Here is a 13,949-nt window from a genome sequence, read left to right as displayed (position 1 = left end):
AGGCATAAATTGAGGGGTTACTTACTAGGGACATGTCCGAAGCCACCTCGAATACCTTGGAGTAAAGTATGATTTGTAGCAGGATTTAAATCATAGTCAATGAGTTTACGGCTAGATGCTATGCCATCTTTTTTAACCACTTCGAATGTCCGAGTTAGTTTTCCAAATTCACCGTCAATCCATTCAGTTAGCTCTTCGTAAAATTTTGTAGGGTCTAAAATTGATGTATAACCTGGGTCGATACTAGTTTCTTCAATCATCGTGAATGTTTCAATTAATGACCCTTTTTCATACTTGCTGTCTATTAGAGTTAAAGTTGGTTCAGCATAAGCAAAATTAACTGTCGGATTGTATACAGTGGTAATTAACTCTGGTTTTAAATCCAATTCAAGTTCAAAATCATCTTCGTTGAACCTCACGTTATGAAACTGGTCTTGGAAATCGGTATAGGAGTGTTTTACATTAAATAATTCTAAGTAATGAGATGTTTTGTTAAATAAACTAGAGTAATATTCTCCTTTTAACCTATGTGTGCCATACAAGTATTCTTCGTCAAGTTTGTAAGAAGAATCTCCTGCATTTAGAATCTTATCAATTGCTTTCAATTGATCTTGAGTTAAGTCAATTGCACTAAATTTACGAGCGTTTTCCTTAAAATAAAGATTTAAATCGGGAATGTCAACAGTGATTGTTTGTAATACTGGCTCGCCAGTCTCATCATATACCGTATTGCCGTCTTGATCATATTGATAATCTTTAATCTCGACTCCCATCCATTTAATAGAATTTGGATTAACCACATCTTCTGCAAAAGAATTGGCATTCGTTCCGACTCTTATAATTTTTTTCCTTGGTTGTTCAATTTCAGTTGCATGATTATCTTCTATGAATAAAGGTTGTCCATTGTAGTAAGCTACACTAAACTGAGTCAACCCGAGAGACCCCTCATCAACTACCACAATTTCTCCCGTTGACAATGATGAATCTTCGATAATTTCAATGAAGTCACTCATCATGTCAGGGGTAATTTTAAAGCTTTCCGTTAAACTTAACCTTCTATGGAACAAGATATTATAGGCATCAGTGGTTTGAGTAGGTCTAACGCTAGTTTTTATTTCAACTAGATTACTTCCTACTTCAACTAATTTTGGTAAAGCCTCAGTTATCTTCTCTTCGCCAATTAGAATTCGTCCAATTTCTTCGCCTGCATTATTATAAGAAATTTCGTAGTGATAGTTTACTAAACCATCAACACCTTCGCGTGTAGTTACAGGAACATCACTAGTTAAATCTGGATTGTAATTATAATACACTTCAGGTGCGATGACTTTTTCTTCTACAGCCAGTTCTTTACGGTATACCTCAGAAGTAACCGAACCGATTTGGATAATTTCAGTAATCGGTTTCAGAGAAACTTCACTATTAAGTAGCTCACGTTTATCTTCGATGCCTTTAGTATAAGTGACTAAATAAGTATCAATAGCTAATCCGTTGACACCTTTTTGAAGAATCGTTTCCGTTTTATCTGAACCTGGGAATTCTTTGTATTCAGTTTCGAAAGCAATCGGGCGCTCAACGGTTATTTTTTCTGTTGTAACAATTGGTTTAGTTCCGATAATTTTAATATCAGAAACTGCTTCTTGTGTTTCTTCATCTATAATCGTTTCAGTCGTTTCTTCACCTATCGTTACAATTTCAACGGTTGTCTTAACAAAGCCATCTTGACCTTCGATTGTCGAACCTTCATCTTCATAAAGAGTAGGATCTGTTCGATGGATTAATCCTCGTGTAGTCACCGTACTATTTAGAACGATTTTTTTGCTTCCAATAACTTCTTTCGTACCAACTTTAATGATTTTATCTTGAGGGGAGACTAAAGTTGTTTCAGTTGCTGATGAAGTTTCAGTTACTACATCATTGACTGTTGTCTTGGTGGAGAGTGATGATAGTTGACCCTCAATGCCTTCTTGTATCACTTCTTGCGTTCCAACTTCTAAAGTGTTGTCGTATTGAGTGATGACATTGAAAGGAAGTCCGTAAATAGTCGTTGTTTGTGATACAACGGTAGTTGATGCAGGGGAAACAACCACTTCTCTAGTGTGTTCAATTGTAAGCATGTTTCCAGTTGCTTCTTTTACGAATTGTTGTTCATAAATTGGCTCACCGTTTTCATCATCACCAACTTGAACTTCTGTTTCACCTTCGAAGATTTCCGGTATTTCTTCTGTATAGGTTTCTGTTGTAGTTTCTTCTTCTTTGATGTCTCGACTGATTTCTACTGTATCAGTTGAGAGAATGTAACGTTCGCCAGCAACTGTGGTGATTTCTTCACCAGACTCACCGCCGTAAAGAATTTCTTCAGAAAGGACTGTGTGTGTGGCGTCTTCTACAGTATGTTCCTGAATAACCTCATCCACGTATACCTGAGCTTCAGGTACACTTGGTTCTGCAAGCACTTCTGGAGTGTCAGGTTCCGCTGGTTCACTTGGAACAGTTGGTTTCTCAGGCACGACAGGAGTTTCAGGTGTCACCGGTGTTGTTGGAACAACAGGTTTAGCTGGTTGTTCAACTTGATTCGGCGCCTTTGGAGCAACTACGACATTTTGAACGGGTGTCTGACTAGCTGTTGGTAGGATTTCCACTTCTAGAATACCACTTAGAATATCACCCGTAATAATAAAATCTCGATTGGTGATGCCATTTAAATTTCCAAGAAGGACAGTATCCTGATCCGTTGCGGCAGCAAGTATACTTAAAGTGTCTCCCCATTGAATGACATAAGCATCTAAGCCGGCATCTTTTTGACGTTGGATTTCTGATCTAATATCCTCCACAGAATTAGCCGTCCATTTGTTAGTAACCTTGTCTAAGGCTTTACTACTTTCTTCCTTGATGGCCTCATTTTCTACTAAGGCCGACTTTTCTTCAAAGTCTGAGGACAATACTGACTTTAGTACGCTTTCAACGGCTTGAGGACTTGCAGCCTGGATGGGTGAAACTGCTACAGAAAGACCCGTTAACACCGCTAAACCAGTTGAAGCGGCGACCCAACCTTTACCTTTTAGCTTTCGCATGATTTTAGCACCAGTCGAATGATAATCTCTACGAGAAATACTTCTTCTCATATCTGACTCCTTTAATAAATGTTATTTACATTCAGTGTGGCATCTATTTAATTGGATATTTATGAGTAGTGCATAAACGCACGAAAATTGATGAAATTTTCACACAAAGGGGAAAATAAGCACGTCAACCGGCTCAGTTTAACTTTGGTAAAGCGCAAGCCCTTTAAAAGCGCAAGCCCTTTAAAAGAAGCGAACATTTTTTTGCATTATCTCCCCTTGTTAAAGTTATATGTACAAACTATTATTGTATGTGTATAATAAAATGGTAAGTTAACAAACGCCACAAGCGATCACCATAAGTATAGAAATCATATTGTGTAGGGGGTGGAATTATGTTGAAATACGAGCAAGTGGCGAAGCAGATTGAGGTCTTTATTAAGGATGAACAACTGCAACAAGGGGATAAGCTACCGATTCTTGATCGGTTGACTGAGCAATTTGAGGTTAGTAAGACGACAATCATTAAGGCGCTTGAGGTATTGGAGATCAAGGGTTTAATTTATCAAGTACGTGGCAGTGGGATTTTCGTTAGGCAATCACAAAGGCCAGGTTTCATTAATTTGACCGGTGCTGAAGGCTTTGCGAACGATTTGGCTGGTTTTGATTTGCAGGCGGAAGTCTTGTCGTTAGAAACGCTGAAGGCTGACGAGAAGTTGCAGGAACTGTTGAAGTTGTCGCCGGAAGAGGATGTGTACTGTTTGAAGCGTCAGCGATTGATTCAGGGCTTGCCTTACTGCTTGGAAGAATCCTATTACAGCAAGCGTCATGTCTTGTACTTGAATGAAGAAATCGGGCGGGCGTCGGTGTTTACTTATTTGCAGGAAGATTTGAAGTTGTCATTTGGTTTCGCGGATATTTATTTTCGTATCAGTAATTTATCGAAGGAACACGCACCATTGTTGAATCAACATGAGAATGATGCGACTTTATTGACGGAGAGTATTTACTACTTGCATAATGGCGAACCGTTTAACTATTCAGTTCTACGTTATCACAAAGATCAGGCGCAATTTTTCGTGCCAAGTCTGAGGTATTAGGGCGACTTTACAAAGCGCTGAGTTCAATAAAATCGCTCAGACGGGCCCGGTCAAACAGGGGTCAAAATAAAGCTCTATTTTGCCTAAGGATTATCTAACTACTTGAAAACGACTACTATCATAAGGAGTGTCACTATGTATCATAAAAAATTATCAGAATTTCCACAGGATTTCCTGTGGGGATCCGCTTCGGCTGCCTACCAAATTGAAGGAGCCTGGGACGCCGACGGCAAAGGTCCATCCGTATGGGATGATTACGTAAAAATTCCAGGGAAAACATTTAAAGGCTCAAATGGAGAAGTGGCAGTGGATCACTACAATCGTTATAAAGAAGACGTTGCTTTGATGGCAGAAGCTGGCTTGAAAGCTTACCGTTTCTCAGTGGCTTGGAGCCGTGTTTTGCCTAAGGGAACGGGCGAAGTCAACGAAGCTGGTCTACAATTTTACGATGACCTGATTGATGAATTGCTTGCTCACGACATCGAACCTGTTGTGACAATTTATCACTGGGATTTACCAGCAGCCTTGCAAGAGAAATACCAAGGCTGGGAAGACCGCCAAATTGTTGAAGACTTTACTGACTATTCAGAAGTCTTATTTAAACGTTTCAACGGACGTGTCAAATATTGGGTCAGCTTAAACGAGCAGAACGTCTTTACTTCACACGGCTACATGATGGCGGTCCATCCACCAAATGTGTCGGATCCAAAACGCATGTATACGGCCAACCACCATGCATTCCTAGCCAATGCGGCGACCATCAAACGTTTCCGTGAATTAGGTATCGAAGGGAAAATTGGGCCAAGCTATGCTTACTCACCTACTTACGCGCTCGACTCTGATCCATTGAATCAATTGGCCGCGGAAAACAACCGCGAAATGAACGAGCACCTATGGATGGACGTTTACACGCGGGGAGAATATCCAAAAGTTGCCCTCAAATTCTTAGCATCGATTGACGCCTTACCTGAAATGACTGAAGCTGATACAGCTCTGTTAAAAGAGGGGACGCCTGACTTTATGGGCTTAAACTATTATCAAACGAATACAGTTGCCCACAACCCGCACGACGGTGTTGGTGCAGGTAAAGCCAACTATAGTGGTGAGAAAGGCTCATCTTCTGAAAGTGGTATTCCTGGCATGTACAAACAGGTCCACAATGCTAAAGTTGAACAAACGAACTGGGACTGGGACATCGACCCAACGGGACTGCGTATTGCCTTGCGTCGTATTCAATCGCGTTATGACCTACCCATCCTGATTACAGAAAACGGCCTAGGCGAGTACGACACACTGGAAGACGACCTGGCGATTCACGACGACTACCGCATTCGTTACATCAACACCCACTTGATCGCGATCCAAGAAGCGATTACTGACGGCGTTGACGTCATCGGCTACTGTACATGGAGTTTCACGGACCTCTTGAGCTGGTTGAACGGCTACCAGAAACGTTACGGTTTTGTTTACGTCGACCGCGATGAAACCGACCAAAAGGAACTGGCGCGTTACAAGAAAGACAGTTTCTACTGGTACAAGAAAGTAATCGAGAACAATGCCCCTGTCAAAATATGATTAATAAACAGTCAGGCTTAAACTAAAAAAGGAGTGTCAATGATATGGATGCTAAGAAACTACAAGAAGCTGCCTTTCAAATTATACTATCCAGTGGAGAAGGTCGCGCCTTGACCCAGGAAGCTTATGGCTTAATGCGCAATGGTGACTTTGAAGCGGCCCAAGCCAAACTCACCGCAGCCAGTGACAGCTTCGTGTCTGCTCACCAAGCGCAAACCGAGTTCTTGCAGGCCTTTGCGGCTGGCGAGGACATCACCATGGACATTCTCATGGTTCACGCCCAAGACCACTTGATGACCGGCATGGCGATGCGTGAAGTGGCCATAGAAATGATGGAACTCTACAAAAGGCTAGACTAAACCCAACAGAAAGACTCCGCTCCTTATCCGAGCGAAGTCTTTCTGTCTATCAGGGGGCGCGCGCATATTCTGCAGGGTCACTCTTTTTCTTCATAAAACATAAAGGTGTCGCTCATGATATTCGCGACGATTTAACTAAAGAATGTCTAGTTGAAAGGCATAATATGGAAGAATTAGACAGTTTTCTCGCTCATACCTAGTCACGACTGAAGAAAACTTTGGTCGTGACTTTGACGAGCGAAGAAAACTTTGGTCGTGACTTTGACGAGCGAAGAAAACTTTGGTCGTGGCTCTGACGAGCGAAGAAAACTTTGTTCGTGGCTTTGACGAGCGAAGAAAACTTTGGTCGTGGCTCTGACGAGCGAAGAAAACTTTGGTCGTGACTTTGACGAGCGAAGAAAACTTTGTTCGTGACTTTGACGAGCGAAGAAAACTTTGCTCGTGACTCTGACGAGCGAAGAAAACTTTGGTCGTGGCCCTGACGAGCAAAGAAAACTTTGCTCGTGACTCTGACGAGCGAAGAAATCTTTGTTCGTGGCCCTGACGAGCGAAGAAAACTTTGTTCGTGGCCCTGACGAGCGAAGAAAACTTTGTTCGTGGCATTGACGAGCGAAGAAAACTTTGTTCGTGACTCGCACGAGCGAAGAAATCTTTGTTCGTGACTCTGACGAGCGAAGAAAACGTTGGTCGTGACTCTGACGAGCGAAGAAAACTTTGGTCGTGACTCTGACGAGCGAAGAAAACTTTGCTCGTGACCCTGACGACTGAAGAAATCTTTGTTCGCCACACGCACGGCTGAAGATTTCTGTATTCCTGCGTCAAACGAACCAAGATATCTTGATTCAACCAGCACAACTTAAGCTATATGACAGGATTGTAAGCCCAGCGTATGTTCCATTCACAAGCTTGTGATCAACCAGTTCTTGCATGACAAGATAAAGGTGTCCGAAGTTACTCTTCGGACGATTAAATAAAGAGCCTTGGTCTTGTAAAATTGTCACGCAACGATAGTGAAGTGACACCTTATGGGCTTGTGGTCTTATGCAAGATTCTAATTATCCCACTCGCCACGCGCGACATGAGTGGGACCATTAAAAGTTTAACGTGTCCACTCAAAATCTGAATAGAACAATTACACTTAAAACCATTCTAACCGGCGAGGTTCGATTACCCTACGCCACGTCTACGCCACGTTTACGCACAACATGACAAGCACCATCGGGACTTTTCGCCAGCTACCGAAAAGAAATATTTTGTCAGGAGGGTTGGCGTGTGCTATGATTATTGGCATATCGGGCATAAAAGCCTGAACTTTCGTTTGAGTTTTATTAAAGCTTCAATTATCATCTAAAGTATGCGAACTCATTTACTCAATCCCAAGATACTAAGAGTTAGGAGGTGTGTTATGTTTGAAGATGGCGTAATAAAATATGTATTTATTGCGAATAAACTGAAAAAACAAATCGAAGAGGGACACTATAAATATGGCGAAGCCATCCCCTCGGAAAACGAGCTGACCAAACTGTATGACGTCAGCCGTCACACGATACGCGAAGCGATCTCACTACTGGTGAAGGAGCGATACGTGAGAAAAGAAAAGGGCTCTGGCACCTATGTGGCCTATGACGAAACGCAGCACCAAGGCCCGGACGCCAAACCACTACTAGTGGGGGTTATCACAACCTATTTATCAGACTACATCTTCCCGTCGATTATCCGCGGGATTGAAAAAGAACTGAACAAAGAAAATATTGGCCTATTGATAGCCAGCACTCATAACAATTATGCAGATGAGGAAAGCGCACTGAAGAAAATGATCAGCAATAACGTTGACGGCCTAATTATCGAGCCGACCAAAAGCAGCTACTTCAACCCTAATACGAACTTGTATCTGGACTTGAATGCCAAAGGAATTCCCTTTGTGATGCTCAACTCGACTTATAGCGAATTCGACACCAACTCGGTCGGCGTCAATGACGAACGCGCTGGATATATCGCGACGGACTACCTAATTGAAAGAGGCCACCATAAAATACTAGCAATCATGAAAATTGACGACAAACAAGGCAAATACCGTCTGAAAGGCTACGTGAAGGCTTTCGCCAAACACCAGCTGAGCTTCGCCAATGATGCGATAATTACCTACGAAACCGAAGACAAAGCTAACCTAAAGGCCAAACTGGACCAGACGGACTTCGCGCAATACACCGCTGTGCTGACTTATAACGACGAAATTGCGCTGGAAGTCGGCAACTACCTGAACGCTAAAGGCATTCAAATACCCGACGACATTTCCTTGGTCAGCCACGACGACTCGACCCTCAGCGATAACTTCAACCCGCCGATCACGAGCGTCAGCCACCCCAAAGAAAAACTCGGCATCGAAGCCGCCCGCTGGATCGTCGCAGCCATTCGCGGCAAAGTCAAAGAAAGTAACCAGATGCTCTTTGCCCCCCGCATCGTCGAGAAAGAATCGGTTCGCGACAATTCCCCCACACCTCTATAACAAGAGGTGTTTTTTTATGCAACTTGTACGCTGCGTTAAACGACAAGTCTACGAAACTTGTTAGGTCAAAGTAAACAAAGGACCAACCCTTCGGACAAAATAAGGCGAACAAGTTTCTGGGTTAATAACCCGACAACAGTTGGTATCATCCTGTTTATCGCTATTTACCACTTGGCTAGCCGAACGCTAAACCTAAAATCAATCTGAAGATGTCCGTATGAATTCTCTTGCTAACAAGAGATGTGTATGGTATATTCTAATTGTAAATGAAAGCGCTATACACGAGGTGAGAAGATGACGAAAGAAGCAATGAAACAAATACTCGCTAATCGAGAAACTAGTTTAGGGATTGAACTAGGCTCGACACGAGTGAAAGCAGTACTGATTAATAAGAAGTTTCAGGTCATAGCAAGTGGTGAGTCTCAATGGGAAAACGAATTAAGTGACGCAGGTTTTTGGACATACGGCGAAGACTTGATTTGGCAAAAACTTCAAGAAGCCTACGCTCAACTTAAAGCAGCAGTCAAAGAACAATACCAACATGACTTAACTGGCTTTGGTTCATTAGGCTTTAGTGCCATGATGCATGGTTACATTGCCTTAGATAAATCAGGCGAGTTACTAGTACCTTTTAGAACTTGGCGTAATGGTAACACGGATCAAGCAACGAAAGTCTTATCAGAATTATTTAGCTTTAATATTCCACACCGTTGGAGCGTGGCCCATCTTTATCAAGCCATGCTAGATAAGGAAAGGCATGTCGTAGACATCGACCAATTAACTACCCTAGCAGGTTACGTTCATTGGAAGCTAACGGGCAAACGTGTTCTCGGAATAGGTGATGCTTCAGGCATGTTCCCAATCGACAGTCAAAGCAAGCAATACAAACGCGATATGTTAACAGCTTTTAATCAAACTATCTCTCAACTGGGTTATACCCTAAATATCGAAGCTATTTTGCCAAAAGTTCTTGTCGCAGGGGAAGCCGCTGGCCAGTTAACCTCAAGCGGGGCTCGTCTATTGGATCCAAGTGGTCAATTAGAAGCAGGTATTCCACTGGCACCTCCTGAAGGAGATGCAGGGACAGGCATGGTCGCAACGAATGCAGTAGAAGAAGGCACTGCCAATGTGTCTGCGGGTACATCGGCTTTCGCGATGGTTGTTCTAGACAAAGAACTGAAAGCGGTTTACCCAGAGATAGATATCGTGACCACACCAGCCGGTGCAGATGTCGCGATGGTCCACATTAACAACTGTACGTCAGAAATCAATTATTGGTTGTCGATGTTTGAGGAAGTTTTCGAAACGATGGGCGTCGAAGTCTCAACGAACGATCTTTACGAAAAACTATTCAACAAGTCACAAGAAGCCGACGCAGATGCCGGTCAAATGGTCATTTATGGTTTCCACTCAGGTGAAAACAGTGTCCAAGTTGAACATGGACGTCCAATGTTAGTCAGAAATCCAAACGGACGGTTTAATCTTGCGAACTTTATGCAAGCCAATTTAAACTCAGCTTTCGCAAGTATGAAATTTGGCATGAACATTCTACTAGAAAAAGAAAACATTCAAATTTCAAATACGGTCGCTCATGGTGGGATTTTCAAAACCCCATTGATCGCCCAGAAAGTCCTCGCCTCAGTTATGCAGTCGTCGGTAACCGTTATGGAAACAGCTGGTGAAGGGGGCGCTTGGGGAATGGCAGTTCTAGCTGCTTACCTGCACGCAAACGGCAAGTTAGACTTAGCCGCTTACTTAAATCAAGAAGTCTTCCAAACCGCTCAGTCAGTCACCGTCGCAGTCGATATAGCCGACACAAAAGCTTATGTTGATTATATTGATGCCTTTGAGAAAGCTTTGCCTTTACAACAAACGGCAGCCAAGTATTTATAAGGAGACATTATGTTAGAGAAACTAAAAAAACAAGTGTTTGATGCGAACCTCGAATTGCCAAAACATGGCCTCGTTAAATTTACTTGGGGCAATGTCAGTGCAGTCGATCGCGCAAAAGAATTGATTGTCATTAAACCCAGTGGCGTTGATTATAAAACAATGACTTACGAAGATATGGTTGTGATTGATTTCGACGGCAATAAAGTCGAAGGCGACATGAACCCTTCATCGGATACAGCCACCCACGTGGCATTATACAAAGCCTTTCCAGAAATCGGAGGCATTGTTCATACGCATTCACCTTGGGCGACTAGTTGGGCTCAAGCCGGTGTGGATGTGCCGGCTTTAGGAACAACACATGCGGATACCTTTTACGGAGATATACCTTGCGCTCGCTTTTTAACAGAAGAAGAAGTTGATCGCGCATATGAAAAAGAAACAGGTCATGTCATTGTCGAAACATTTAAAGCACGTGACATCGACCCGATGGCCATACCAGCGGTATTATTAAAAGGGCACGGTCCCTTCACGTGGGGCAAAACGCCAGAAGAGGCCGTCATGAATTCGGTCGTCTTAGAAGAGGTTTGTCGTATGAACTACTACGCTAAGTCAATTAATCCATTATCAAGCGTGCTTCCACAAGCCGTACTCGACAAGCACTACTTACGTAAGCATGGAAAAAATGCCTATTACGGGCAAGGAAAATAGGAGGCTATTATGCAGGAATCTAAAAAAGTATTCTGGTTTGTTGTCGGCAGCCAGCATTTATATGGTGAAGAAACGCTGAAGCAAGTAAGCGATAACGCCAAAGCAATTGTAGAAGGGTTAAATCAATCAGCACCTTTCGAGATTGTGTTGAAAGACACGGTGAAAACAGCCGATGAAATCACAACGTTAATGAAGGAAGCGAACTACCAAGATGACGTTTCAGGTGTCATCACTTGGATGCATACTTTCTCACCTGCTAAAATGTGGATTCAAGGAATGAAGTTATTGCATAAGCCATTACTACATTTGGCAACGCAATTTAATCAAAGTATTCCATGGGACACAATGGACATGGACTTTATGAACTTAAACCAAGCAGCGCATGGTGACCGTGAATATGGTTTTATCAATGCGCGTTTGAAGAAAAACAATAAAGTACTCGTAGGTTACTGGGAGACAGAACGCACGAAAACGGAATTAGCTAAATGGATGAAAGTGGCCAATGCTTATATTGCCAGCCATTCAATTAAAGTAGCACGTTTCGGCGATAATATGCGTAATGTTGCGGTAACTGAAGGAGATAAAGTTGAAGCAGCCATTCAATTTGGTTGGACAGTCGACTACTTTGGTATCGGAGATTTAGTCGCTGAAATGGCGAAAGTCACAACAGATGAAATCGACAGCCTATACGCAGAAATCAAAGACCTATACGACTTTGACATGGGCCAAAACAGCGAAGAGCATTTTACAGCCAGCGTCAAAGAGCAACTGAAAATTGAAATCGGCTTAGAGCGCTTCTTAGAAGCTGGGGGCTATAATGCCTTCACGTCAAACTTTGAAGACTTACATGGAATGAAACAATTGCCAGGTCTAGCGGTCCAACGTTTAATGGCTAAAGGTTATGGCTTTGCCGGTGAAGGTGACTGGAAAACCGCTGCCCTTGATCGTTTAGTAAAGGTGATGACTTTAAACAAAAATACTGGTTTCATGGAAGATTATACTTACGAGCTAGCAGCAGGCCACGAATCGATTCTACAATCGCATATGTTAGAAGTGGATCCATGTCTAGCGGTCAATAAACCAGTCGTTAAGGTAGAGCCTTTAGGTATCGGTGGTAAAGAAGACCCAGCGCGCTTAGTGTTTGATGGTAAAGCAGGCGAAGGCGTGGTTATTTCTATGGCAGATTTCGGCACTCACTATAAACTGTTAATTAATGATGTCGAATTGTTCACACCAGAAACGCCAGCACCGAAGTTACCAGTGGCGCGCGTTATGTGGAAAGTTAAACCTGATTTCCATACCGGTGTTACCAAATGGATCGAGGAAGGCGGTGGACATCACACGGTAGTATCCTTAGATGCAGACAGTCGTCAAATGATTGATTTAGCTAAAATGTTCAATTTAGAATATGTGTTAATTAATTAGTAAACAATGGTTGTTACTGTCATTTATGCTTCAAGTGTAGGAAAGTTGCATCAAAGGTTGGTAGACTAACTTACCGGTGGTATGCCGATTGATGCTTGAAGGAGACGCAAGTGAGTAATCACCGCGTGTGATTGTGAGTCAAATTGTTAAAAAAGGTGTCAGTAGTGGTTCAGTTAATTAAGTACATTAGCCTTTAGGCTAACATTCAGGAGGAAAATCATGAAAAAAACAATGAAAAAATTAGTCAAATTTACTTTAGCAGCATTAGCAGCTACAACTATTGTGTTACCTACAGCCTATGCACAAGATGATGCGCCATTTGTTGGCATTTCGATGCCAACACAATCCGCTGAACGTTGGATTGGAGATGGTAATTTCTTAGTTGAGAAATTAGAAGAGTTAGGTTATGAATCAACACTACAATATGGTGAAGACAATGTGTCGAACCAGGTAGCACAAATTGAAAACATGATTACTTTAGGCGTAGACTACCTTGTTATTGCGTCTATCGATGGGTCAGCTTTAACGGAAGTGTTGAAACAAGCAGGAGAGCAAGGGATCACAGTAATCGCTTATGACCGTTTGTTAATGAACACTGAGCATGTCGATTACTATGTAACGTTTGATAACTTTCAAGTTGGGGTAATCGGGGCAAGTTATATTGAAAATGCTTTAGGCTTGCAAGATGGTAATGGACCTTTCAACATTGAGTTGTTTGGTGGATCACCAGATGATAACAATGCAGTTATCAACTTTGAAGGTGTAATGTCAGTGTTTCAGCAATATATCGATAGCGGACAACTTGTAATTCCATCAGGACAAACTGAGTTTAACCAAATCGCCACATTACGTTGGGATGGTTCAACAGCGCAAACGCGTATGGATAACTTACTAAGTGCTAACTATACAGATCAACAATTAGACGCCGTTTTATCACCATATGATCCAATTAGTTTAGGGGTAATTTCATCACTTAAAGGCATCGGTTACGGTTCAGATGAACTACCTCTTCCAGTAATTACTGGTCAAGATGCTACTGTGGCCGGTTTACAATCAATTATCAAAGGTGAACAAACGCAAACAATCTTCAAGAATACTCAAGAGTTAGGTATTATCACTGCAGGTATGATTGAAGCCTTAGAAAATGGTAACGAAGTTGAAGTGAATGATACTGAAACGTATGATAACGGATCTAAAGTTGTGCCGACTTATATGGCAGAACCAATCTCGGTAGACTTAGAAAACTACTATGATGAATTAATTGAAAAAACAGGTTACTACACGCCAGAAGATTTAGGTATTGAAGCACGCTAGAACATTT

Annotated in this window: 9 protein-coding genes; 8 read left to right on the top strand and 1 reads right to left on the bottom strand. The window is 42.3% G+C overall.

Translation table 11 applies throughout. From position 1 onward, the window contains the following. Positions 1–17: 17 nt before the first annotated feature. Entirely contained in the window at positions 18–3,125 is a 3,108-nt protein-coding gene (locus tag ACTQ45_RS12265; RefSeq protein WP_441763918.1) for a G5 domain-containing protein, read from the bottom strand. 332 nt (positions 3,126–3,457) lie between these two features. Here ACTQ45_RS12265 and ACTQ45_RS12260 point away from each other — a divergent pair, with 332 nt between their 5' ends. From ACTQ45_RS12260 to chvE, 8 genes are all read left to right on the top strand, one after another. Continuing rightward, complete coding sequence (locus tag ACTQ45_RS12260; RefSeq protein ID WP_441763917.1) at positions 3,458–4,162, top strand: GntR family transcriptional regulator; 705 nt, start codon at positions 3,458–3,460, stop codon at positions 4,160–4,162. A gap of 135 nt (positions 4,163–4,297) precedes the next feature. After that, positions 4,298–5,737 carry a glycoside hydrolase family 1 protein gene (locus tag ACTQ45_RS12255; protein WP_441763916.1) on the top strand — a complete coding sequence of 480 codons (1,440 nt, stop codon included), beginning with the start codon at positions 4,298–4,300 and terminating at the stop codon, positions 5,735–5,737. A gap of 44 nt (positions 5,738–5,781) precedes the next feature. Beyond that, entirely contained in the window at positions 5,782–6,096 is a 315-nt protein-coding gene (locus ACTQ45_RS12250; protein WP_441751016.1) for a PTS lactose/cellobiose transporter subunit IIA, read from the top strand. Positions 6,097–7,501: 1,405 nt separating this feature from the next. Beyond that, positions 7,502–8,602, top strand: coding sequence for a GntR family transcriptional regulator (locus ACTQ45_RS12245; RefSeq protein WP_441763915.1), 1,101 nt, complete (start codon positions 7,502–7,504; stop codon positions 8,600–8,602). A 294-nt stretch (positions 8,603–8,896) separates the two neighbouring features. Next, complete coding sequence (locus tag ACTQ45_RS12240) at positions 8,897–10,495, top strand: xylulokinase (protein WP_441763914.1); 1,599 nt, start codon at positions 8,897–8,899, stop codon at positions 10,493–10,495. Positions 10,496–10,504: 9 nt separating this feature from the next. Next, complete coding sequence (locus ACTQ45_RS12235; protein WP_441763913.1) at positions 10,505–11,203, top strand: L-ribulose-5-phosphate 4-epimerase; 699 nt, start codon at positions 10,505–10,507, stop codon at positions 11,201–11,203. Between the two features lie 6 nt (positions 11,204–11,209). Further along, positions 11,210–12,628, top strand: a complete 1,419-nt coding sequence (gene araA / locus ACTQ45_RS12230) for an L-arabinose isomerase (protein ID WP_441763945.1) — start codon at positions 11,210–11,212, stop codon at positions 12,626–12,628. 219 nt (positions 12,629–12,847) lie between these two features. Next, positions 12,848–13,942: a multiple monosaccharide ABC transporter substrate-binding protein gene (gene chvE / locus ACTQ45_RS12225; protein WP_441751009.1), complete on the top strand. Its 1,095-nt coding sequence runs from the start codon at positions 12,848–12,850 to the stop codon at positions 13,940–13,942. The last annotated feature ends 7 nt before the right edge of the window (positions 13,943–13,949 follow it).

The organism is Fundicoccus sp. Sow4_D5 (genome assembly GCF_052116365.1).
Classification (GTDB): domain Bacteria; phylum Bacillota; class Bacilli; order Lactobacillales; family Aerococcaceae; genus Fundicoccus.
Note: the sequence above shows the minus strand (reverse complement) of the source record. Positions and strands in the feature narration are given on the sequence as shown.

Bases quoted from the DNA above. Each gene is read 5' to 3' on its own strand.
- ACTQ45_RS12265 (WP_441763918.1), bottom strand. From the start codon at position 3,125: ATGAGAAGAAGTATTTCTCGTAGAGATTATCATTCGACTGGTGCTAAA.
- ACTQ45_RS12260 (WP_441763917.1), top strand. From the start codon at position 3,458: ATGTTGAAATACGAGCAAGTGGCGAAGCAGATTGAGGTCTTTATTAAG.
- ACTQ45_RS12255 (WP_441763916.1), top strand. From the start codon at position 4,298: ATGTATCATAAAAAATTATCAGAATTTCCACAGGATTTCCTGTGGGGA.
- ACTQ45_RS12250 (WP_441751016.1), top strand. From the start codon at position 5,782: ATGGATGCTAAGAAACTACAAGAAGCTGCCTTTCAAATTATACTATCC.
- ACTQ45_RS12245 (WP_441763915.1), top strand. From the start codon at position 7,502: ATGTTTGAAGATGGCGTAATAAAATATGTATTTATTGCGAATAAACTG.
- ACTQ45_RS12240 (WP_441763914.1), top strand. From the start codon at position 8,897: ATGACGAAAGAAGCAATGAAACAAATACTCGCTAATCGAGAAACTAGT.
- ACTQ45_RS12235 (WP_441763913.1), top strand. From the start codon at position 10,505: ATGTTAGAGAAACTAAAAAAACAAGTGTTTGATGCGAACCTCGAATTG.
- chvE (WP_441751009.1), top strand. From the start codon at position 12,848: ATGAAAAAAACAATGAAAAAATTAGTCAAATTTACTTTAGCAGCATTA.